29 protein-coding genes are annotated in these 23,162 nt (G+C 34.3%); 21 read left to right on the top strand and 8 right to left on the bottom strand.

The genetic code is table 11. The features are described from left to right. Positions 1–37: 37 nt before the first annotated feature. The 11 genes from BKH41_RS04510 to mnmH all read left to right on the top strand — a co-directional run bounded on the left by BKH41_RS04510 (position 38) and on the right by mnmH (position 9,276). Positions 38–268 carry a FeoA family protein gene (locus BKH41_RS04510; RefSeq protein ID WP_095297415.1) on the top strand — a complete coding sequence of 77 codons (231 nt, stop codon included), beginning with the start codon at positions 38–40 and terminating at the stop codon, positions 266–268. Continuing rightward, entirely contained in the window at positions 268–906 is a 639-nt protein-coding gene (gene nth, locus BKH41_RS04505) for an endonuclease III (protein ID WP_095297414.1), read from the top strand. The genes BKH41_RS04510 and nth overlap by 1 nt, the downstream gene beginning before the upstream one ends. A 59-nt stretch (positions 907–965) precedes the next feature. Then, the gene (locus BKH41_RS04500; RefSeq protein ID WP_095297412.1) at positions 966–1,367 is read left to right on the top strand and encodes a chemotaxis protein CheX; all 402 of its coding nucleotides are present in this window, start codon (positions 966–968) and stop codon (positions 1,365–1,367) included. Further along, the gene (gene fliN / locus BKH41_RS04495; protein WP_095297573.1) at positions 1,367–1,720 is read left to right on the top strand and encodes a flagellar motor switch protein FliN; all 354 of its coding nucleotides are present in this window, start codon (positions 1,367–1,369) and stop codon (positions 1,718–1,720) included. The genes BKH41_RS04500 and fliN overlap by 1 nt, the downstream gene beginning before the upstream one ends. 7 nt (positions 1,721–1,727) lie before the next feature. Continuing rightward, complete coding sequence (locus BKH41_RS04490) at positions 1,728–2,519, top strand: hypothetical protein (protein ID WP_095297410.1); 792 nt, start codon at positions 1,728–1,730, stop codon at positions 2,517–2,519. Next, positions 2,509–3,387, top strand: coding sequence for an energy transducer TonB (locus tag BKH41_RS04485; RefSeq protein ID WP_095297408.1), 879 nt, complete (start codon positions 2,509–2,511; stop codon positions 3,385–3,387). Before BKH41_RS04490 ends, BKH41_RS04485 begins: the two co-directional genes overlap by 11 nt. A 101-nt stretch (positions 3,388–3,488) precedes the next feature. Continuing rightward, on the top strand, positions 3,489–4,511 hold the full coding sequence (gene pyrC / locus BKH41_RS04480) for a dihydroorotase (protein WP_095297406.1): 1,023 nt from the start codon (positions 3,489–3,491) through the stop codon (positions 4,509–4,511). Then, positions 4,508–5,644 (top strand): sialidase family protein, encoded by a 1,137-nt coding sequence (locus tag BKH41_RS04475; RefSeq protein WP_095297404.1) that lies wholly within the window; start codon positions 4,508–4,510, stop codon positions 5,642–5,644. The genes pyrC and BKH41_RS04475 overlap by 4 nt, the downstream gene beginning before the upstream one ends. Next, positions 5,641–6,195 (top strand): hypothetical protein, encoded by a 555-nt coding sequence (locus BKH41_RS04470; protein WP_095297402.1) that lies wholly within the window; start codon positions 5,641–5,643, stop codon positions 6,193–6,195. The genes BKH41_RS04475 and BKH41_RS04470 overlap by 4 nt, the downstream gene beginning before the upstream one ends. Then, positions 6,192–8,126, top strand: coding sequence for an alkaline phosphatase family protein (locus tag BKH41_RS04465; RefSeq protein ID WP_095297400.1), 1,935 nt, complete (start codon positions 6,192–6,194; stop codon positions 8,124–8,126). The genes BKH41_RS04470 and BKH41_RS04465 overlap by 4 nt, the downstream gene beginning before the upstream one ends. Positions 8,127–8,217: 91 nt before the next feature. Next, on the top strand, positions 8,218–9,276 hold the full coding sequence (gene mnmH / locus BKH41_RS04460) for a tRNA 2-selenouridine(34) synthase MnmH (protein WP_095297398.1): 1,059 nt from the start codon (positions 8,218–8,220) through the stop codon (positions 9,274–9,276). Here the strand turns inward: mnmH and BKH41_RS04455 are convergent. The 7 genes from BKH41_RS04455 to metK form a co-directional block, all read right to left on the bottom strand. After that, positions 9,259–10,248, bottom strand: a complete 990-nt coding sequence (locus tag BKH41_RS04455) for a beta-ketoacyl-ACP synthase III (protein WP_095297396.1) — start codon at positions 10,246–10,248, stop codon at positions 9,259–9,261. The genes mnmH and BKH41_RS04455 overlap by 18 nt on opposite strands. Next, positions 10,248–11,243 carry a phosphate acyltransferase PlsX gene (plsX, locus tag BKH41_RS04450; protein WP_095297394.1) on the bottom strand — a complete coding sequence of 332 codons (996 nt, stop codon included), beginning with the start codon at positions 11,241–11,243 and terminating at the stop codon, positions 10,248–10,250. Before plsX ends, BKH41_RS04455 begins: the two co-directional genes overlap by 1 nt. 63 nt (positions 11,244–11,306) lie before the next feature. Next, the gene (gene rpmF, locus BKH41_RS04445) at positions 11,307–11,456 is read right to left on the bottom strand and encodes a 50S ribosomal protein L32 (RefSeq protein ID WP_095297392.1); all 150 of its coding nucleotides are present in this window, start codon (positions 11,454–11,456) and stop codon (positions 11,307–11,309) included. Positions 11,457–11,465: 9 nt separating this feature from the next. Beyond that, a complete protein-coding gene (locus BKH41_RS04440; RefSeq protein ID WP_095297390.1) occupies positions 11,466–11,825 on the bottom strand; it encodes a hypothetical protein in 360 nt (119 codons plus the stop codon). Positions 11,826–11,834: 9 nt separating this feature from the next. Then, on the bottom strand, positions 11,835–12,248 hold the full coding sequence (gene ndk, locus BKH41_RS04435; protein ID WP_095297388.1) for a nucleoside-diphosphate kinase: 414 nt from the start codon (positions 12,246–12,248) through the stop codon (positions 11,835–11,837). Positions 12,249–12,376: 128 nt separating this feature from the next. Then, positions 12,377–12,655 (bottom strand): 4Fe-4S dicluster domain-containing protein, encoded by a 279-nt coding sequence (locus BKH41_RS04430; RefSeq protein WP_095297386.1) that lies wholly within the window; start codon positions 12,653–12,655, stop codon positions 12,377–12,379. Between the two features lie 106 nt (positions 12,656–12,761). Continuing rightward, positions 12,762–13,922 carry a methionine adenosyltransferase gene (gene metK / locus BKH41_RS04425; RefSeq protein WP_095297384.1) on the bottom strand — a complete coding sequence of 387 codons (1,161 nt, stop codon included), beginning with the start codon at positions 13,920–13,922 and terminating at the stop codon, positions 12,762–12,764. 176 nt (positions 13,923–14,098) lie between these two features. Here metK and BKH41_RS04420 point away from each other — a divergent pair, with 176 nt between their 5' ends. Beyond that, positions 14,099–14,695 (top strand): peroxiredoxin, encoded by a 597-nt coding sequence (locus tag BKH41_RS04420; RefSeq protein ID WP_095297383.1) that lies wholly within the window; start codon positions 14,099–14,101, stop codon positions 14,693–14,695. 41 nt (positions 14,696–14,736) lie between these two features. On the opposite strand, the gene BKH41_RS04415 is transcribed toward BKH41_RS04420, so the two are convergent. After that, positions 14,737–15,366: a class II aldolase and adducin N-terminal domain-containing protein gene (locus BKH41_RS04415; protein ID WP_095297382.1), complete on the bottom strand. Its 630-nt coding sequence runs from the start codon at positions 15,364–15,366 to the stop codon at positions 14,737–14,739. Positions 15,367–15,620: 254 nt separating this feature from the next. Here BKH41_RS04415 and BKH41_RS04410 point away from each other — a divergent pair, with 254 nt between their 5' ends. From BKH41_RS04410 to BKH41_RS04380, 9 genes are all read left to right on the top strand, one after another. Beyond that, complete coding sequence (locus BKH41_RS04410; protein ID WP_095297380.1) at positions 15,621–16,412, top strand: HrcA family transcriptional regulator; 792 nt, start codon at positions 15,621–15,623, stop codon at positions 16,410–16,412. A gap of 19 nt (positions 16,413–16,431) precedes the next feature. Beyond that, the gene (gene grpE, locus BKH41_RS04405; RefSeq protein ID WP_095297378.1) at positions 16,432–16,956 is read left to right on the top strand and encodes a nucleotide exchange factor GrpE; all 525 of its coding nucleotides are present in this window, start codon (positions 16,432–16,434) and stop codon (positions 16,954–16,956) included. A gap of 22 nt (positions 16,957–16,978) precedes the next feature. Continuing rightward, positions 16,979–18,859, top strand: coding sequence for a molecular chaperone DnaK (dnaK, locus tag BKH41_RS04400; protein ID WP_095297377.1), 1,881 nt, complete (start codon positions 16,979–16,981; stop codon positions 18,857–18,859). Between the two features lie 119 nt (positions 18,860–18,978). Further along, a complete protein-coding gene (locus BKH41_RS09780) occupies positions 18,979–19,116 on the top strand; it encodes a hypothetical protein (protein ID WP_180762735.1) in 138 nt (45 codons plus the stop codon). A gap of 22 nt (positions 19,117–19,138) precedes the next feature. Continuing rightward, entirely contained in the window at positions 19,139–20,068 is a 930-nt protein-coding gene (locus tag BKH41_RS04395) for a glycosyltransferase (RefSeq protein ID WP_095297375.1), read from the top strand. 33 nt (positions 20,069–20,101) lie between these two features. Next, entirely contained in the window at positions 20,102–20,989 is an 888-nt protein-coding gene (rfbA, locus tag BKH41_RS04390; protein WP_095297373.1) for a glucose-1-phosphate thymidylyltransferase RfbA, read from the top strand. A 34-nt stretch (positions 20,990–21,023) separates the two neighbouring features. Further along, positions 21,024–21,548 carry a radical SAM protein gene (locus tag BKH41_RS10095; RefSeq protein ID WP_257875403.1) on the top strand — a complete coding sequence of 175 codons (525 nt, stop codon included), beginning with the start codon at positions 21,024–21,026 and terminating at the stop codon, positions 21,546–21,548. A 49-nt stretch (positions 21,549–21,597) separates the two neighbouring features. Then, positions 21,598–22,053 (top strand): SPASM domain-containing protein, encoded by a 456-nt coding sequence (locus tag BKH41_RS10090; protein WP_257875402.1) that lies wholly within the window; start codon positions 21,598–21,600, stop codon positions 22,051–22,053. A gap of 11 nt (positions 22,054–22,064) precedes the next feature. Beyond that, entirely contained in the window at positions 22,065–23,144 is a 1,080-nt protein-coding gene (locus BKH41_RS04380) for a DegT/DnrJ/EryC1/StrS family aminotransferase (protein WP_095297371.1), read from the top strand. Positions 23,145–23,162: the final 18 nt, after the last annotated feature.

The following is a 23,162-nucleotide window of genomic DNA, read 5'->3' as shown; positions in this document are numbered from 1 at the left end:
GTTATTTAAATAAAAATTTTATGACCAAAGGCAAAAAATGACACTGGATCAATGCGAAAAAGGCAAATCATATAAAATAAAAAATATTAATTTCTGTGACAATGCTTTAAAAAATCGTTTTATATCATTTGGTATTACAAAAAATACTATCATCACACTCTTACACTGTTCGACAAAAAAATCAACTCTAGCTATCCTTATCAACCAATCTCAAATTGCTCTGCGGGATCACGAGGCAAAATTTATTGAAGTCGAACAGATTGCCTGATGACAAAAAAACAAAGAGCTTTAGAAATTAAAAAACGATTTTTAAAGCATTATCAAAATCCAAAAACTGAACTCAAATACCGCAATATTTACGAATTATTGGTTTCAGTGATTCTCTCTGCACAATGCACTGACAAGAGGGTTAATCTTGTAACGCCTGCACTTTTTGCAAAATACCCTTCTCCTTCTATGCTTGCAAAAGCTAATGTTGAAGAAGTCAAAGAAATCATCAAGTCTGTTTCTTACTTTAACAATAAAGCTCAAAATCTCGTCAAAATGGCTAACCAAATCATAGAAAATTTTGAGGGAAAAGTTCCTACTACGCAAGAAGAATTAAAATCACTTGCAGGCGTCGGACAAAAAACTGCCAATGTAGTTTTAATTGAATATTTTGAAGCCAATTATATGGCTGTGGATACTCACGTATTCCGAACATCTCACAGATTGGGATTGAGTAAAGCAAAAACAGCCATTCAGACCGAAGAAGATTTGACAAAACTTTTTAAAACAGATTTAAGTATTCTCCATCAGGCATTCGTTCTATTTGGCAGATATACCTGCAAAGCTCAAAAGCCTGAATGTGAAAATTGTTTTGTAAAAGATTTTTGCACCTCAAAAAGCAATTTCAAACCGGCATAAACAAAATCTGGGTATAATCAAAAAGTTATATAATATCGGATATTTAAGAAGGGTTTGGGATGCAAATTATTCATAAAAGTTTTTTTGATGTCATACAAAAAAGCATTAATATGACCCCTCAAGATTCTATTATGCCCCTCAAAAAAGGCTATTTATCCTCAATAGAAATGCTTGAAAGTGGCATAGTGGTTTATTTGGCCTTTAATAAAGCTTTTTTAAAGATTATGTGCAAGCATTTTTTATCAGAAGAGCAGCCTTCAGAAGAAATGCTTATTGATATGGCAAAAGAGCTTGCCAACCTCACCACAGGACGGGCAAAAGTAATCGTACAGGAAAAAGGTGGTAGTTTCAGTATTTCCACCCCTAAATATCTGGGAATAAAATGCATCAAAAACTATGACAAGGGTCTTCATTTCAGACTTAAAAACGGACGTTGTAGCATTTTTATAAGAGGCCAATGATGGCAAAAGAAAACCCTATCTTAGACAAACAAAAGATACATTCTCAAAAAGATATTGAGCTTGCTACTTATCTTGAAGATTTAATGACTAATTATGAAGGTCTTCTTGATATGGAAGTTGCCTTTATGGCCGAATTAGGCTCGACCAAAATACCATTGAGAGAAATATTAAAGTTTGAAAAAGGTTCGATCATTGATTTGCAAAAACCTGCGGGCGAAAGTGTAGATACCTTTGTAAATGGCAGAGTCATAGGGAAAGGAGAAGTGATGGTATATGAGAAAAACCTTGCCATCAGATTAAATGAAATTTTAGATTCCAATGCGATTGTTTATTACTTGACCAAGGATTTCTAAATTCATTATGAAAAAAATATTCCTCATATTCCCTATTCTATTTGCCATCGCCCAATCAGCCACGATCAAAGACATTGAAATTTTTGATCGAAAAGAAAATCTGGATTTACTTTTATTATCCGATGGCATTTTTTCCACCAATCCTGAAATTCTTAAAATGCAGAACGAAAAAATTATCACTCTTAAAAATACTTCCATTGACCAAAAATGGCAAAAACATCTCTCCTCTTCAATTTTAAACTCCATAGAAGTTTTTTCAAAAAATAAAAATCTCTACATTGTGCCAAAAAGCGAAAAAAAAATAACAATTCAGGCCGCAAAGTCAAAAGACGGCTATACCTTAAGGCTTCGTTTTATTCCTGAACAATCTATCGATCATATCGATTCCCTGATAAACAAGACCCCTGAAATCAAATCTAAACCCATAGCAACATTTAAAAAAAATTCCGTATTGGAAGAAGACTATCAATATTGGGCAGTTTTAGGGATTATGGGTCTCTTAATCATTGTATTGGTATTTGTGCGAAAAAAGATAAACCTTGACAATCCTTGGAAAAAAAATAAACTTGACCAGCATACCTCCCTTCAAATCTTGTCTGCTAAAAACATTGATACCAATAATAAAATTATCCTCATTCAAAGTCAAAATTATCGGTATATATTGCTTTTGGGGAATAAACAAAATTTATTGATTGATAAAATCATTCTTGATGGACAGGAAAACAAAAGCAGAATTATTGACGATGATTTTTGGGCATCACTAAAACAAAGTTCCATAAACAACAAAAATGCAAGATAAAAATTCCGATAAACGTTTTATCATTTCATTGTTTATTTCAATTCTGATTCATTTGTTGATTGGAATTATTATTTATGGTTTAAATAAACTTACCTACACGCAAAAACCCCAACTGGCAAAAATTGATGCAAGCAATCTTCTTATTCTAAAAAGAGGCCGCTCTCAAGATCCTTCAAAGCAAAAACCCGGAGCACAGCCCCCATCTTTGGCAGCAAGTGGTAAGTTAAAACCTGTTTCCCCAACACCTCCAACACCACCAATGCCTGCTTCCAGACCTACCCCAACACCACCAAATCCAAACAAACCTAAACAAAATGATCAAAAAGAAAAACAAAGCAAGATAAAACAACAAAAAAAACAAGAAAATTCTACAAGCAAAGCACTTGATAAGTATCAAAAAGATTATATTGATCCCAAAAATCTCTCTTTGCTTTCAAAAGAACAATCTTTGGCTTTTCAGTCCTCCTCTTCATCCCAAAGTGCAAATACTAGCGAAGATAACAATAAAGGAATGGATACTCAAACCAAAAAAGAAATTGATGAACTCTATGGGGAAGAATTTGGAGATTTGGGCGAAGCAGAAAAAGATTTTATCAAAAACAATCTACGCGAAATCGGAAGAATTACTCAAAAATACCTCGAATATCCAAGAACTGCAGCATATCTAGGACAAGATGGGGAAAACGCAGTTGAATTTTATCTCCATCCTAATGGGGATATTACCGACTTAAAAATTCTTAAAAAATCAGGCTATGTCATTTTGGATCAAAACACCCTAAAAACTATCGAAATTGCTTATAAAGACTATCCTCGACCTAGTGTAAAAACCCTCATTAGAATTCACGTTAGATACTTTATGTATAGATAGATAAATGCTTATTATAAACGCATTGGCTACTTGGAATTAAAGGATTTTGATTATATAACAATTCATAGTAAAATTAAAAGATAAAAAATAAAGGGATACTTATGGAAGAAATCACCCTATACAGCCCTCTTGATATGCATCTGCATTTAAGAGAAGGAGAGATGCTTAAAAACATTATTGACTTCACCACTTCTCAATTCAGCGGTGCTGTCATAATGCCAAATCTCTCTATCCCTATCACCACAACCCGCCTTGCAATGCAGTATAAGAAAGAAATTCTTAGTAATTCTAAAGATAAGAACTTTACTCCTTTCATAACACTTTATCTCACTGATGCATTAAATGAAGAAGAACTCAGAACTGCCAAAAACAATGGCATTAAAATTCTCAAACTTTACCCCAAAGGCGCGACCACAAATTCTCAAAATGGGCTTGGAGAAATTCTCACTCCAAGAACCTTAAAGATATTTGAAATGGCTCAAGAACTTGGTTTTATGCTCTCCATTCATGGCGAAACCAACGGATTTTGTATGGAACGAGAATATGAATTTAAACAAATTTTTGCATCCATTGCAAAGGACTTTCCCAAACTTAAAATCATCATTGAGCATATGAGCGATCATCGCAGCATTGAGCTTTTAGAAAGCTACGAAAATATTTATGCAACCCTCACGTTTCATCATATTACAATGACCCTAGATGATATTTTGGGCGCAGGTTTAAAACCCCATCATTTCTGCAAACCCATCTTAAAAACTCCAAAAGACAAAGAAATGCTTCTAAAGCTCGCTTTAGAAGCCCATCCAAAAGTGAGTTTTGGATCTGATAGTGCCCCACATTTAGAAAAAAATAAGCTTAAAGACAATGCGTCTGCAGGTATTTTTTCATCACCAGCAATTCTATGTGCCCTATGCGAACTCTTCGAAAAATATGGCAAGCTTCAAAATCTGCAAGCTTTTGTGAGTGATAATGCTAGAATCAACTATGGCATTTCAAATCTGCCAAAAAAAGAAATTAAATTATATAAAAAACATTCCTCAATCCCAAGTCAAATCAAATTGATACAAAATAATATTGTTCCCTTAAATGGGGGGCGATTACTCGAATGGACTCAAGCTTTATGAAAAAAGTTTATTTTGTCTTAACAGTAATCTTATTGGGAGGAGTTTTTTTATATCTTTATCCCCAACACCCCAATAATAAACTAAATTTTCAAATTACACTCACTCCTACCCCTTATACCCGTCCATATTTCTCAAAAACAGATATTCCAATGCCGCCAAAAGTTCCATCTGCACATGCTGCAACCCTTATATACCTTGAAAATGGAGACTTACTGACCGCTTTTTTCGGCGGAAGCAGGGAGGGAGCTAGAGATGTCAAGATTTATGGAAGCATTTATGATGTCAAAAAACATAAATGGAGCCAACCTTTCATAATGCTCACCAAAGAGGAATTAAGTCAAAAATCGCACCAATACATTAAAAAACTTGGAAATCCTGTACTTTATAGAGATAAAAATAAAATTTATCTCTTTGTTACCGGCACAAATATAGGCGGATGGGCGACAAGCAAAATTTACCAACTTTATATGTATAATTTTATCCCAAATAAAAATTTCACCTATCAAGGAACTCTCCAACTAAGTCCATTTCTAAATATTAGCAATCTTGTCCGATCCATACCCGTTAAAACAAATGATGGCGGGTTTTATCTTCCCATTTATCACGAGCTTGCAGACAAATACGCCTTGATTCTCAAATTTGATTCTTCAGGCAAACTCACCTCCATCATCAAACCTAACGGATTGCACAGACAACTCCAGCCAAGTTTAAGTCCAATTTCAGATAGCAGCTGTCTAGTAGTTTTTCGCAACCACGATCGTTATGACAACACAATGTTTTCTCAAATCTGTCTAAAAGGTGGGGAACGTTGGCTAAAGCCGGAAATGACAAATATAAAAAATTATAACAATTCTGCCAATCTGATTAATTTCAATAAAGATATTTACCTCATCCACAACACGCTTGATTTAAATCCTAATTTAGAAAGAGGAACGCTCACACTTTCAAAAATGATGTCCCCAACCGAATTTAAAAAGATCTTTGATCTTGATCATACAACTTCTCCAAACGGAGAAGTGAGCTATCCAACAACCATTACCGACGGGGATAACATTGATATAGTCTATACCTATAATAGAAAAAATATTCGCCATATTCGGTTTAATCGATCTTATCTTAAGGCTAGACAATGAACTATTATGTCTTTTCCGTTAGTTATATGGCTATTTTTGGATATTTTGGACATCGAGCAAAAATTTCAACGCTGACAAATCTGATCCTTATCATTTTAACGGGTATTGTCGTGAATATCCCTTTTAAAGGTCTTTCAATCAATATGCTTACTTACAGCTTCCTAGGCGAAATGAGTGTTTTTTTATTCGCTTTGAGTCTGATCACTATCTTTGAAAGTTTAGGAAAAACACAAAACGCCTTGATGAACTTGAAAGCCTTTATTTTTATCTTTATTTTCGGACTTATCTTATATTTGAGTACGCTAAATCTGATCCCTATTGATCTTTATTATCAACCCACGCAAATAACTATCTCGATTTGTTGTGCAATCACAATTCTGGCATATTTCATCCATAAACCCTTAGGCATTATCTATCTCATCAGCCTGCTTAGCTATGGACTTGAGATAATAGAATCGAAAAATTTATTTGACTATTTTATTGATGTGCCCATCTGGGTATTTTCAATTTTTTATATCCTAACTTTCATAATCAAGAAATTTAACAAATGATGAAAATTCTCAACACTTTACTTCAATCTGTCGTTTTTAGCTTATTCCTTAGTCTTTTATTTATATGTCTTCGTATTGCTTTTATTCTTTTAACACCAAATGAGGCATTGGAAAGTGCAAATTTTCAAAATATTCTTCAATCTCTTATTGATGGAGCTAAATACGATAATAGAACGGTAGCCACTGCAGGAATTATCTTTTTCTTGTTGGCATTTGCCTTTATCGCTAATCGTTTTCAAAAACAAATCCTTCTATTTTATGCGGGATTTATATTTTTCATCTGCATTTTTTTAAGTATAGCTAATATGGCGTTTTACAATATCTATGGCAGCACATTTGATGGGAATCTTTTAGGTATTATTTTTGATGATCAAAAGGCAATTTTCAAAACCGGTATACAAGGCAACTATCACATCAGCACCAAAATTATTTCTTTGCTTTTAGCAAGTTTTAGCACTTTTTATATTTACGCCAAAATAGTCAATCTCATACAAAAACTTGCTTCCCAAAAAATATGCATACAACATCTTAAAATATTTGTTTTAGGTTCATTTGTCATATTTGCAGGCATTATACTTGTTTTTATCAATTCTCATTTGGGGTTTAAAGCCCTTTCACTTGACCAACACATTCACCCTTCAAAAGATCCTTTTTTGAGAAAAATCACTCCGGGTGCTTTTCGTGATCTCTATTTTGTCTATAGAGATTATAAAAAAATTACAAACTCAAAGTTTTCAGATTTTTATGACAAATCCCCGACTCAAGCTGTAAAAGATTTTTTCAATTTGCCTCAAAATGCAAAGCCCCCTTTTGATCTTTCCAAGCTCCTTTTACATACAAGCACAAACACTTCTGAAGTTAAAATTAAACATATTTTTTATATTGTCTCTGAAAGTCTGAGTGAATGGCATTTTGATCCTGAATTTGATGCTATTGGGCTAACTTCAGGACTCAAATCACTCCTTGATGGCAAACACGGCTTTAAAATTCAAAATTTTTTAGAAAATGCTCCTGGAACCATTAAAAGTCTTGATGTACAAATTACAGGACTTTTTCAGACTGATATCCCTATCAATACAATGATTGGTGACCTCCCATTATTTCCTACCGCTATTGCTGGGATAATGCAAAAACTAGGGTATGACACAAGGTTTTATTATGGGGGTTCAGGTATCTGGCAAAAGCTTGACAGATACACATCTGCAGAGGGTTTTAATAAAATTTTATACAACGCAAATATCTTGGATTATGCCAAAAATAAGCCTTATTTAAAACCTCTTGAAAATATATGGGGAGTTTATGATCACATTTTATTTGACTATATCATTCAAAACACTATGGATTCTAAGCATCCGACTTTCAATATGATAATGACCACCTCCAATCACCCCCCTTATGATGTCAATTTAAAAGCTTTTGGCGTTCCTTTAGAAAAAATCAAAAATTTTTTAAAAACACATTTCTTGAATAAGCAAAGATTCCAAGAAGCCGATGAAAATGTTTTAGGGCATATCTGGTGGTACGATAAACAAATCACGCACTTTATCAAAGAAGCCTCAAAGCTTTTTCCACAATCCTTATTTGTGATCACAGGAGATCACTTTGATAGAATGTATCCTTTGACAAAAAGAGATAATCGGATTATCAAATCCATTCCATTAATTCTCTACGCACCCTCCTTAACACCCAAACAAATATCTGATATCGGCTCTCATATCGATATAGCTCCTAGTATTGTTGAACTTGTCGCCCCAAAAGGCTTTCAATACGATAGCTTTGGCAAACCTCTTTTTACAAATAATCATACCCTTAAATTTAAAGATGATGGGTATGCATTAGGTTATTTTGCCATCGCTACAAATCGCTTTATTTATACCCCTGATTTTGGAATCCAATACCGTAATGCCCCCCCCCTCCCCAAAAAAATATAGAAGATATCCAACAAGCTCAAAACCTCTATAACAAACTTCAAGAAGCCAGAGCACTAAGCTGGTGGATATTTACCCAAGGCAATGAAGTTAAATGAAAGATATTTTAGAGGACTATGATTTTATTATTGATGTAAGAACACCTTCAGAATATGCTCATTCTCATATTCCAAACGCGATCAATCTCGCAGTCTTAAACGATGACGAATATGTCAAAATTGGGACCATATACAAACAGGAATCTCCATTAAAAGCAAAGATACTCGGAGCAAGCATAGCTTGCAAAAATATTTCTAAAATCCTAGATTCAATCCCAAAAGATAAAGCACTCCAAACCATATTGAACCACAAAAACAAACTTTTGATTTATTGCGCTAGAGGCGGTCAAAGAAGTGAGTCTCTATGTGTTATTTTAAACCATATAGGATTCCGTGTCAAAAAGCTTGAAAATGGCTACAAAGGATATCGCAACAAAGTAGTGGAATATTTTTCTACCCCTATGAACCACTTTTTTTTGACACTTTGCGGTCATACAGGGTGTGGAAAAACAGAAATCATTCAGAGTCAAGAAAAATGGAGCATTAATTTAGAAGCGCTTGCACATCATTATGGCTCAAGCTTTGGAAATATGGCTTCATTAAAAGGGTATCAACCCACGCAAAAAATGTTTGAAAATAGGCTCTTTGAAGAATTTTGCAAAAAAGCACCTGAAAAAATCCTACTGATAGAAGCAGAATCTCGAAAATTAGGTAAAATTATCATACCTCATTCGCTTTTTAAAGCCTATCAAGACAAAATCATAATTCTAGTACAATCAGACTTATCACTACGCATTCAAAGAATAGTCAAAATGTATCAAAACATCCCAGAAAATGAATTTTTTATCGGGATGGAAAAAATAAAACCATATATATCAAAAAATATTTTTTCTGAAATCTTAACCTTATGGGAAAAAAAAGATTTAAATAAAATTGCAGAAATTCTTATCGTGAAATATTATGACAAAGTCTATCGAATTCCAAAATATACACATATTATTACCAACAATAATATGCACACAAGCATTCAAGAAATTTTAGAAATCAAAAAATATTATGAAAGCATCTTGTCAAATAAACTTGAATTTAATCAATTTCTAAGCTCCAAAATATAGCAATGCTGACCCCCACGTTAGCCCTCCCCCAAAGGCATCTAAAAGCATCAAATCACCTCCGTTGAGTCTCCCATTTTCATAAATATCATTCATTGCCATAGGAATACTAGCTGCAGAAGTGTTGCCATACTTTTCAACCGTTACAACGACTTGTTCCGAAGAAAATTTGAGTTGCTCCCCAACAGCAGAAATAATACGTAAATTTGCCTGATGAGGGATAAAAAAATCAATATCCTTAGAAAAAATATTATTCTTTTTCATAATTTCTTTAACATCGCTTGTGAGCGTTTTAACAGCAAGCTTGAATGTTTCATTACCCTTCATTTGAAGGTACTGAGGAGCAAATTTTTCCTGTAAAAACTTACTTTCTTTCAAAGATCTAGGTGTCAGCAAATAATCATAATATGTTCCATCTGAAGAAATATGAACATCAAGAATAGATTTATTTTTCTCCGATGTAGTACCAATAACTGCTGCTCCAGCCCCATCTCCAAAAAGTACACAAGTACTCCTATCTTTAAAATCAAGCACACTACTGACTTTTTCTGCCCCGACAATCAAGATATTTTCATAAGCACCTGACTCTATAAAAGATTTTGCCAAAGAGAGTAGATAGATAAAACCCGAGCAAGCAGCGCTAATATCAAAAGCAGGTTTATTCCTAATCCCTAACTTTGCACTCAAAAGACAAGCACTCGAAGGCATCCCCAAATAATCTGGACTTAAAGTAGCCACAATCACTAAATCAATGTCCTGAACGTCTAATCCTGAACGTTCAAGAGCTAATTTTGCAGCCCTTGCCCCCAAATCACTACTATTTTCATCATCGGAAGCAAAATAACGCGTTTGAATACCGGTACGCTTGCGTATCCATTCATCACTAGTATCCAAAATTTCCTCAAAATCAGAATTTTTTACACATCTTGAAGGAACATAAGAAGCAATCGATTTCAAAGATGCGTATTTTTTCATTAAACTACCTCGACTCTATTAATAAAGGCTTGGGCTATCTTATCACAAACATTTGACTCAATAGCTCTAATTGCTTGATAAACAGCACATTCAATAGCCCTTGCGTTACTTTTTCCGTGACTGATGATGACAGTCTTATTTACGCCCAAAAGAGGAGCACCACCATACTCGGCATAATCCATCTTTTTTTTCAAATTAGCAAATGCACCTTTCAAAAGCAAGCCGCCCAAAATTCCCCATATCGAAGATTTTATTTCACTTTTCAAAATATAACCAATCGAATTTGCAACCCCTTCTGCAGCCTTCAATACAATATTTCCACTAAATCCGTCACAAACAACCACTTCTACGCTTCCATTAAAGATATCATTGCTTTCGACATTGCCCTTAAAAAAATTATACGATTTTAAAATTTTAAAAGCTTCTTTAGTGAGTTCATTGCCCTTAGAATCTTCTTCTCCATTTGCCAAAAGCCCAACCTTGGGATTTGCATAACCCATAACATTTTTAGCATACTCATAACCCATAATTGCAAAATCAACGAGATATTCAGGCTTACAATCAGTATTGGCACCCGCATCCAAAATCATACTTGGATTTTGAGTGATTGAAGGCATCAAAGTGCAGATGGCGGGGCGTGAAACCCCGTGAATTCTACCGATTTTTAATGTGGCTAAACTCATCGTAGCACCACTATGTCCAGCAGAAACAATAGCATCTGCATTGCATTCTTTAACAAGTTCAGTTCCGATATAAATAGAAGAATCCTTTCTTTTTATAGCAACAGAAGCCGACTCTTCCATTCTGATAAAATCAGAACAATGGACAATTTCAATTTTATCGGCAATACCTTTTGAAATCAAAGGTTTTATTGCACTCTCATCTCCAACCAATACAGCTTGAAATTGCTTGGAAGACAAAGCTTTTGAAACCCCTTCAACAATAGGCAAAACACCATTGTCAGCACCCATAGCATCAATAACTATTTTTAACATATGTTTTTCCAATTATTTAAATAACAAACAGATATTACACAAAAACTTTGTAAAACAAAGTTTTTATTTATAAGAACCGCTAAATTTATTAACGTGATGAGGCATTTTCCAGCTTCCATCCTTATCACGAACCGGACAAGCTAATTTTACCTTATAATGGGTCCGTCGTTTTGCTGCTCTTGTTTTACTCACTCTCCTATCAGGTACTGCCATTTTAACTCCTTATCTTAATTCTTTAGTATGATAATCCATTTTAATAGATTCTATCTCACTTTCTAAAATATATCCTATATCAATAAAGCCGTCAAAGAATTCAATGACATCAAAATCATCAAATTTTAAACTTTGGCTTTGCATATCCCACAAACCATCTGAGATATACAAAACTAAAGAATCACTAAATTCTTTTAAAAAACTATCCCCACTCATATCACAGATCAGTTCTAAAGTCCCACTCAAGGAAGCATCCATACGAAAAAGCTTAGAAGCTTTACGAGAAATCTCACCCTTTAAAACAAGACCTTCAGATTTTAAAGAAAACTCTTTAGGAGTTTGAGTGATTTTTCTCATTTCAATTTTCATCTGAAAATACTAGCAAATCTCTCTTTTTGAAAAGAAAAATTCAATTTCAATTTTTGCATTTTCCAAACTATCGCTGCCATGAACTGCATTTGCATCGATACTTTCAGCAAAATCTGCACGAATCGTACCCGGCTTGGCTTCCTTAGGATTGGTAGCTCCCATTAACTCACGATTTTTTATTACAGCTTCTTTGCCTTCCAAAACCATTGCAACAACAGGACCACTAATCATAAATTTTACCAAATCCCCAAAAAAAGGTCTGTCTTTATGAATATGATAAAACGCTTTGGCCTCACATTCTGACAAATGAATTTTCTTTATCGCAGCAATCCTCAACCCTTCTGTTTCAAATCGATCAATAATTTTTCCAATCACATTTTTTTTCACCGCATCGGGCTTGATAATTGAAAGTGTCTGTTCCATATATAAATACTCCTCATTGTTTAAAGGCTAAAATTTTTAGATTTTACAAAATCAAACTTTTATTATACATAAAATCGCATTTAGAACGCTTAAAGATTATCTAAAAATAAAATCCCAAAAATAAAATCTTAGCTTACAACAGGATGTGTGCCATCCCTCAAACTCAAATCAATCTCACTTCGATTAGAACTTCCTAAGTCGCTCCAAACAATGCATCCATCTGTAGGGCAAGCATTCGCACAAGCAGGGATTTCATTATGTTCAACACATTCCACACATTTATCAGGATATACGTAATAAATATTTTCTCCGTTCGGGTTGTCATCATCATCAACAATCGCCTGAACAGGACATTCATCAATACAAGCACCGCAAGCAATACAAATATCTGTAATTTTTACTGACATCACACTCCCCTAACAAAATAATTGAAATAAAATATATTATTTTTGAGTCTATAAAACCAGACTCAAAATATAATGTAATTATTATAAATAATGATATTAATGAGAATTAATGGATACTGAAAAATTCTTTTATCTCATTCACCTTATCAAGTTTTTCCCAACTAAACTCAGGCAATTCTCTCCCAAAATGCCCATAAGCAGCCGTACTTCTATAGATAGGTCTGAGTAAATCCAAACTTTCTATAATACCCTTAGGTGTCAAACGAAAAATTTTTCTAACGCAAGCCTCTATCTTAGAATCATCAAATTTCGAAGTTCCGTGGGTATTGACATAAACAGAAACAGGCTCAACCACACCAATCGCATAGGCAAGCTGAACAGTTGCCCTTTCACAAATTCCGCTCGCAACCAAATTTTTTGCCACATATCTAGCTGCATAAGCTGCGCTTCTATCAACCTTGCTTGGGTCTTTTCCGCTAAAAGCACCGCCACCGTGAGGGCAACTTCCTCCGTAAGTATCCACAATAATTTTTCTTCCGGTAAGCCCAGCATCCCCTTGCGGTCCTCCAATCACAAACTGACCTGTAGGATTGACATGGTACTTAATATTATCATTAAGGTATTCTTGAGGCAAAACCTTATAAACAATCTCTTCAATGACTGCTTCTCTCAAACGTTTTTGCTCAACTTCGGGAGAATGTTGCGTTGAAATCACAATTGTATCAATTCCAACCGGTTTGCCATCAACATATTTAACGGTTACTTGAGATTTTCCATCAGGTCTTAAAAATGGAATAGTGCCATCTTTTCTTCTGTCAGCAAGCCCTTGAGTAAGTTTATGAGCAAGCCAAATGGGCAAAGGCATTAACGTATCAGTTTCCTTACACGCATAGCCAAACATCAATCCTTGATCGCCCGCCCCTATCTCTCCATCAACCCTATCAACCCCCTGATTGATGTCAGGACTTTGCTCACCAATACCATTTAATACAGCAGCGCTTCTATAATCAAAGCCATACAAAGCATCTGTATAGCCAATACTTTTTACAACTTCTCTAGCAATTTCTTGCATCGGAGCATAAACTGATGTTTTAAGCTCCCCAGCAATCACACAAAAACCATTCGATACAAGAGTTTCGCAAGCTACTCTGGCATTTTTATCTCTTCCTATAATATAATCTAAAACCGCATCACTGATTTGATCAGCCATTTTATCAGGATGACCCTCTGTTACAGATTCTGAAGTGAAAAGAAACTCATTTTTCATAAAAACTCACCTTGTATTTTGAAATTTTATTTGAGATTGTACCACCTTTTCATAAATAACGGCTCAAAAACCAAAACGATTAGACTTCAATTAACTTTTAATCGTTATCATTAGCAGGTGATAATTATTATTTGTTATCAGAAAATTAAAAATTAAATTCACTAAGGAGAAAAAAAATGTTAGTAACAAAAAAAGCACCTGACTTCAAAGCAGCAGCAGTTTTAGGCAACAATCAAATCGTAGAAAATTTTGAGCTTTCAAAAAATCTAGGTAAAAACGGCGCAATATTGTTTTTTTGGCCCAAAGATTTTACATTTGTATGCCCCTCTGAAATCATCGCTTTTGATCACAGGGTAAAAGATTTTCAAGAAAAAGGTTTTAATGTAATCGGTGTATCCACAGACACTGAAGTTGTGCATTTTGCTTGGAAAAACACTCCTGTCAATCAAGGCGGTATCGGTAATATTACTTTCCCAATGGTTGCAGACATTACCAAACAAATTTCAAGAGACTATGACGTATTATTTGAGGGATCTGTAGCATTGAGAGGATCTTTTTTGATAGATAAAAACCAAGTTATCCGTCATGCTGTCATCAATGATCTTCCTTTGGGTAGAAATGTAGATGAAATGATCCGAATGGTAGATGCTCTTTTATTCTTTGAAGAGAATGGGGAAGTATGTCCTGCAGGTTGGAGAAAAGGTGACAAAGGTATGAAAGCCACTCACGAAGGTGTAGCTGAATACTTATCTCAAAACGCATCTAAACTCTAATCACTCAAGACCAAGGCTTGCCTTGGTTGCAACTCAATAATTTAAATATTAAATCTTACTTCATTGTCATAACCGCAATCAAACATATCAGCTAGATGCAAAACTTTACAGCTGTTTTCAATCAAAGCAATCGTTTTTGCCAATGAATACAAATCTCTATGATAGGCATAAATTCCATAGCCTTTGATAAAAATAAAATTTCTTTTAGTTTGTTTGAAGTATCTTGAAATATCAATATCGGCGCGCTCATACCAATCATCATAATTTTTTGGGTCAAAAATATCTACCTGTTTGCCCAAAAAACGATAGCCAAAGTAATCTTTGGGAAATAAGATATCGTGCTTTAGAGAATAAGCAACGCTATAAGGTGGCATACTATACACAACAAAACGAGCTTCTGTAAAGTTTTGATAAATATTGGAGTGGATATAAGCATCAATACTTGCCTCTTGCCACCGATAATCCTCTTTGTCATAAAGCATAATCAAAGAAGCATTGTCAATCCTGTCAAATATCGCATCTTTTTTATTGATCAAAAAGCGATTCTGAGAAATCCTAGCCGATATTGAGCCGTGAAAAACTCCAAAAAAACTCTTTCTGAACATCGCCAAAGAAACGCTACTAATCTTATCAATGAGATTTGGATCTATATTTTTGGTATGTATATTCATAAGTCACATTTTACCATCTTTTCATTTTCCAAAGCCAAATTTGTAAATTTTATAATCTATAATTAATGAGAGATTGTCTTAATATCAATAAATTCTATAAACTTTATTTAGTCTGTAAATTTATATTACTTTATATTAAAAGACTAAAGCTTTATATTTTTTAGCAATATTTTTATGTGAATGCTAATTTTATTTACTTTTTTTGGTATAATAGCGACAAAATATTTTTTAGAAATCGTAAGGCTTTTAAAACTATGAATCGTAAAAAAGATTTGCTTTTAGACAAAATCATTCAGAAATACATACACTCTCAAGAACCAATCGGTTCAGAAGCGTTGAAAATGTCTTTGAGCATTAAAATTTCATCAGCAACCATTCGAAATTATTTCAAAATTCTCTCTGAAGAGGGTGTTTTGATGCAGCCTCATATCAGTAGCGGGAGAATACCCACTCACTTGGCGCTCAAAAACTATTGGAGAAGCAAGCTTAATTTTAAAGATGCTTGCCTTGAAATTGATATTTCAAAGTTTAAAAAAGCCTGTGAAGAAAATGGTATTTTTGGGATCATTAAAGAAAATTCTTTTGAGATCCTCCAAGAAGTTACTAATCATAATAATAAGTTTTTGATTTTAAGTTTTGAAACCGATCAAATAGTGCTGCCTTTTAATCATTCAATCGAGAGATTTACGAAAGAACTTATCGGCTTAGAGATTCAAGATATAAAAAAAATTGCCCAACAAGTCTGTGCCCTCAGTCTTGTCAAAAAACTTGACCAAATGGTAGAAAATTCGCAATTGTCCTACTCTGGCATCCAATTTATAGGATTTTTGTTACAACATTCAGAATTTCAAAAATTATTTTTTGAAATCATCAGCGGAAAAATTTTTGACAAACTGAATAAAGGTATCTATTTTGAAAATACTATACCAAAAGGAAATATTGCCATCATCCAAGACATCAAACTTGAAAAAAAAGATGCGAAGATGTTTTGTATGGGGGCATTAGATAGAGACTATACAAGTTTTTATGAAGAAATTGCTTCATAAACCAACATAAGGAGTAAAAATGGAAAACGATCAAGAAACGGGCGTTCAAGAAGAACTTCCAACCCAAGATGAAACTCAAGAAAAAAATCAAGCACAGGAGGATGAAAATTTTGAAAAGAAATATAAAGAGCTTCACGAAAATTATATTCGAGTTCATGCGGATTTTGAAAATACCAAAAAACGTCTTGAACGAGATAAATATCAAGCGCTAGAATACGCTTATGAAAAAATAGCTAAAGATTTGCTACCTGTGATCGACACGCTTGAAAAAGCATTGGAAAGTGCAAAAAATACGCAATCCAATGAAGCAGTCGTGCAAGGTTTGGAACTGACGATTGAAAACTTGCACAAAGTTTTAGCAAAACACGGTATTGAATGCATTGATTGCGTTCAAGAGTTTGATCCAAATTTTCACGACGCTATTATGCAAGTCCCTTCTGATGAAAAAAATGATGGGGAAATCGTGCAAGTTTTGCAAAAAGGCTATAAGTATAAAGAAAGAATGCTTAGACCAGCAATGGTAAGCATTGCAAAAAATAATTAATCTCAACATAAAAGGATAAACAATGGCAAAAGTAATTGGAATTGACTTAGGAACAACAAACTCCGCAATGGCAGTCTATGAGGGCAATGAAGCTAAAATCATTGCAAACAAAGAAGGTAAAAACACCACTCCTTCTATCGTGGCCTTTACAGATAAAGGCGAAATTTTAGTCGGGGAAAGTGCAAAAAGACAAGCAATCACCAATCCCCAAAAAACCATCTACTCCATTAAGCGAATTATGGGGTTAATGTTCAATGAAGACAAAGCTAAAGAAGCTGAAAAACGTCTTCCTTATAAAATCGTTGATCGAAATGGGGCGTGTGCGATAGAAATTGCTGATAAAGTCTATACCCCTCAAGAAATTTCAGCAAAAATTCTTATGAAACTCAAAGAAGATGCTGAAGCTTATTTGGGTGAAGAAGTGAGTGAAGCAGTCATCACGGTTCCGGCGTATTTTAACGATAGTCAAAGAAAAGCGACAAAAGAAGCTGGCACAATTGCAGGGCTAAACGTCTTACGTATCATTAATGAACCAACTTCTGCTGCTCTTGCTTACGGGCTTGACAAAAAAGAATCCGAAAAGATTATGGTTTATGATTTAGGAGGTGGAACATTTGATGTTACCGTCCTTGAGACTGGGGACAATGTCGTAGAAGTCTTGGCTACCGGAGGAGATGCATTTTTAGGCGGGGATGATTTTGATAACCGCATTATTGATTGGGCAGCCAAAGAATTTAAAGATGAGACAGGCATTGACATCAAATCAGATGTGATGGCACTCCAACGTCTCAAAGATGCAGCTGAAAATGCCAAAAAAGAATTGAGTTCAGCTCAAGAAAGCGAAATTAATCTACCCTTTATCACAGCTGATGCTAGCGGCCCCAAACACTTGGTTAAAAAATTAAGCCGTGCTAAATTTGAAAGCCTCATTGATGATCTCATTGATGAAACAATTAAAAAAATAGACTTTGTCATCAAAGATGCCGGACTCAATAAAAGCGATATTTCTGAAGTCGTGATGGTGGGTGGTTCAACCAGAATCCCCAAAGCTCAAGAAAGAGTCAAAGAGTTTATCGGTAAAGATTTGAATAAATCTGTTAATCCTGATGAAGTTGTCGCCATCGGTGCAGCTATTCAAGGCGGGGTTTTAAAAGGAGATGTTAAAGATGTATTGCTCCTTGATGTTACGCCTTTGAGTTTAGGGATTGAGACCTTAGGGGGAGTAATGACAAAAGTGATTGAAAGAGGCACAACGATCCCAGCTAAAAAAGCGCAAGTCTTCTCAACTGCCGAAGACAATCAACCTGCAGTTTCCATCCACGTATTGCAAGGGGAAAGAGAGCTTGCCAAAGATAATAAATCGCTTGGAAGATTCGACCTTACTGGCATTCCTGCTGCCCCAAGAGGCGTACCTCAAATTGAAGTAACATTTGATATTGATGCCAATGGAATCTTAACCGTTTCAGCCAAAGATAAAGCCAGTGGTAAATCTCAAGAAATCAAAATTTCAGGCTCAAGCGGTTTGAGTGATTCTGAGATAGAAAAAATGGTCAAAGATGCAGAATTACATAAAGAAGAAGATTCTAAACGAAAAGAAGCAATTGAAGCTAGAAATCAAGGGGATTCTTTGGTGTATCAGACTGAAAAAAGCTTAAGCGAACTCAAAGACAAACTCGAAGCAAGCGAAGTGGAAAAAATCCAAAAAGCTCTAGATGAACTTAAAGAGACACTTAAAAATGAAAATGCTTCAAAAGAAGAGATTGAAGCCAAAGTAAAAGCACTCACAGAAGTAAGCCATAAACTTGCTGAAGCGATGTATGCCAAGGATAATAACGCTCAAAATCAAAATCCTGGAGCAAATAATAAAAAAGATGATGATGTCATCGATGCTGAAGTGGAATAAATTCCACTTTCACACCGCTATTTAGGATTTTATCTGAAATAAAATCCTACTCTCTCTTTGATTTCAGTCACATTTTTGTATAATCTAAAATAAAATTTAAAATGATAGGGTTTTCATTGATGCAAGAGAAATCAGATAGAAAAAAACAAGCTATCCCCGTTATGTTTTGTTTTGATAAAAATTATGTAATTCCTGCTAGTGTGGCATTTTATTCGCTTTTAAAAAATGCTGGGGAGTTAATGGGGGGGGGGGTATAAGTTTTATGTCCTTCACAATGATATCACCAAAGACCAAATCCAAAAATTATATGAAACCATTGCCCCCTTCTCTTATTGTGAATTAGAATTCATTCACACAAAAGGACGCTTTGAAAAACTCTGGAAAACTATACCTTCAAAACACCATTTTTCTAAAGAAATGCTCTACAAACTCTTTGCTGCAAGCTTTTTCCCTCAATATGACAAAATTATTATTTCTGATGTCGATGTCGTATTTTTAGATGACGTGAGTGAAAGTTTTTTAGCATTTGACACCAATGAAAAATCCTACCTTGCAGGTATCAGAGCAAATGAACCTGATGCTATTTATCCTCTTACAGATTGGAAAGAAGGTTATAAAAAATTCTCACAAACTGAGTTTGAATCGATTCAAAACGGTATAGGAGCGGGTTATTTTATTGCCAATCTCAAACAAATACGCAAAGATAATATCGAACAAAAATTTCTTGATTATCTGATCAAAAATACTCACAAATTAGTCCTTGCTGAACAAGACATCCTCAATATTATTTGCTATCCTCATATCAAAACTTTAAGCCTAAGACATATGATCTGTCATAGTATGTGGAAACAATATGGAGAAAAATGGGAAAATCTGCACCCCAATTTTTACACTCAAGATCAAATTACACAAGCTCGACTTCACCCAATCCAACTCCATTATGCCGGAAATAAAAAACCTTGGCAATACCCCAATGCCCCCAAATCAGCTCTATGGTATTATTACGTGTGTCAAACCCCATTTGCTCAAGATTTTCTTAATGAACTACCAAATGCAATCATTTCCCTCTATAAGCAAGAAAGATTTTTCAACAAACTGATTTTATATATCTGCAACAACCCGCTATTTATCTTTAAACCCAGATTTTATGTCAAACTTGTTTTATTTTTCATACGTCCATTAAGGCGAATATCAAAATTTTTAAGCTAGAATGATAAAAACCACATTATTTTGGAGAATTGCTTGAAAGGTATTATCTTAGCAGGAGGTAGCGGGACAAGACTATACCCGACCACCCTTGCCCTATCTAAACAACTTCTCCCCATCTATGACAAACCAATGATCTATTATCCGCTCTCTGTATTAATGCTTGCTCAAATTAGGGAAATTTTAATCATCTCTACTCTTAAAGATATTCCTTTTTTTCAAAAAATCTTTGGTGATGGTTCTTGGCTTGGGATAAATATAGAATATTGTGTCCAACAAAACCCAGATGGGTTGGCTCAAGGATTGATTTTGGCAGAAAATTTTATTGGAAATGACACTATAGCACTCATACTCGGAGATAATATATTTTATGGGCAAGGATTTTATCCAATGCTAAACATCGCAAAAGATAATGCCCTAAAATCCCAAGCCACTATTTTTGCTTATCCCGTAAAAGACCCCGAAAGATTTGGTGTGGTAGAATTTAATGAACACCTTGAAGTTATCAGTTTAGAAGAAAAACCTCAAAAAGCAAAAAGTAAGTTTGCTATAACCGGTCTTTATTTTTATGACAATTCGGCCATCAAAATTGCCAAAACCATTGTGCCAAGCAAACGACAGGAACTTGAAATCACTGATGTTAATATTGCCTATATGAAAGAAAACAGACTGAAAGTTCAGCTACTAGGAAGAGGATTTGCGTGGCTTGATACAGGAACACACGACAGCTTGATTGAAGCAAGCAGTTTTGTTCAGACCATTGAACATAGACAAGGCTATAAAATTGCCTGTTTGGAAGAAATCGCTTATAATAACGGGTGGATTGATACTGATATAATTTTCAAACGGTCTCAGGAATTGAAGAAAAGTGGCTATGGAAAATACCTAGAAACACTATTAGCAAAAGATATAAATCAAAAATAAAAACAACTGAAAATATAGGAGTATTAAAAGCATAATGAAAATCAACAATTTTAATTCTGACGAAAAAATATTGCATTACACAGACAAAATTGATTATTTTTTCAATTTTCACAAAACCTTAGTTGTTGCCGAACTTGATTTAACCAATAAATGCAATCATCGATGTCCTGGATGTTGCGGAAATAATGAAAATAATGCTGAACTTTCAAAAGAACAAGTTGAAGAAGTTGTACAAGGATTAAAAAGTCTTGAGTGCAAAGGTGTGATTCTCTCAGGAGGTGGAGAACCAACTATCAGTCCGCATTTCGAATATGCCATTCACTTACTCAAACAAGCAGGTATCAATATTGGTCTTAATTCCCACGGAATGAATTTAGATGAACAAAAAGCACATATTATTGCAAGCAATTTAGAATATTTTCGAATCAGTCTTGACGCGGGAAGTCCTGAAATGTATGAAAAAATACACGGAATGAAACCCCATCATTTTGAAAAAACACTTGAAAATATTGCTCTTTTTTCTAAGACTAAAAAAGCTCTAGGGGGGGGGGGGCTCTAAAACATCTTTCGGAGTAGGTTTTTTAACTTCTGAACTTACTCAAAAAGATATGGAACCTTTCGTTCGTCTTGTAAAAGAAAGAGGAGCTGATTTTGCACAATTCAGACCTTTTACAGGGAATACGTTAAACATTATGCCTATTCTAGAAAATTTGAGAAAAAAATATGAAGATGAAAATTTTAAAATTGTCGCAAGCTATCAAAAATACAAAGAAATGAACGATCCGCTTCATCGAGGTTATGACAAATGTCACGGAATGTTTTTTTCCACAGTTATTTCAGCAGATTTTAAAGTTTGGGCCTGTCTACATTTCAGACAAAGTGATAAACACTTTTTGGGTGATTTGAGAGAACAAACAATGGAACAAATTTGGAGAGGTTCAAGGATTAGAGAAGTCTATGAATCCATCAATTGTGCAGAATGTCCTATTTTATGTCGAAACGATAGCTTTAATCGAACGCTTAATCGACTAAGCCTTAATGTTACCAATAGTGAATTCTTATAAAAAGGTTTTTTATGACTATAAATGTAAATAAACCTTATCTTCCAGATATTAAAAAATATCAAAAATACCTAGAAATCATTTGGAAAAATCATCATCTTACAAATTTCGGACCTCTTTCCCGTATGCTTGAAGAAAAACTATGTGAATATTTGGGGATTTCGAATTTATTATTTGTAAGCAATGGAACCATTGCTCTTCAAATTGCATACAAACTTGCTGGATTGAAAAAAAACGACGAAGTGATTACTACTCCCTTTTCATTCGTTGCTACTACAGGGACATTATTATGGGAAGGCTTCAATCCGATTTTTTGCGATATTGATTCAAAAAATTTCTGCATAGATACAAATAAAATTTTACCACTCCTTACTCCCAAAACAAAAGCAATTTTACCCGTTCACGTATTCGGCAACGCCTGCGAAGTGGAAATTTTACAAACAATTGCCAAAAACCACAATCTCAAAATCATTTATGATGGAGCGCATGCCTTTGGAGTAAATTATAAAAATAAAAGTATTTTTGAATATGGCGATTTAGCAACCTTAAGTCTCCACGCAACCAAAATCTTCCATACTGTTGAAGGGGGGCTTATCATTGCAAAAGATCCCGCTATGATTGATGAAGCTAGAAAAATTATTAATTTTGGGCTTTCTGATTCTTTTCCTCAAACACTTGGAATCAATGCTAAAAATAGTGAATTTCATGCTGCTATGGGATTATGCTTACTTGAAGATTTGGACTTTATCTTACAAGAGAGACAAAGAATTTGGGAATATTACTATGAACATTTAAAAAATGACTTCGTTTTCCAAAATCTTCATCAATACTCCACTAATAATTATCACTATTTTCCGATTTTATTCCAAAAAGAATCTACCCTTCTTGAAAGTCTTTCAAAATTAGGTGATGAAAATATCTTTCCAAGAAGATACTTTTATCCTAGTTTAAATACATTAAATTTTAATCCCTCAAAATCTTCTTGTACCATATCAGAAGACATATCCAAAAGAATTCTTTGCTTGCCTATGTATGTGGGATTGTCTCAAAAAATACAAGATAAAATCATCGAAATTTTGAAAAAAAGCATATGAAAAATTCAAATAACTTCA

The organism is Helicobacter sp. 12S02232-10, assembly GCF_002272895.1.
In the GTDB taxonomy this organism is placed as follows: Bacteria; Campylobacterota; Campylobacteria; order Campylobacterales; family Helicobacteraceae; genus Helicobacter_J.
The sequence above is the reverse complement of the archived record's forward strand: the minus strand, read 5'-3'. Positions and strand labels throughout refer to the sequence as shown.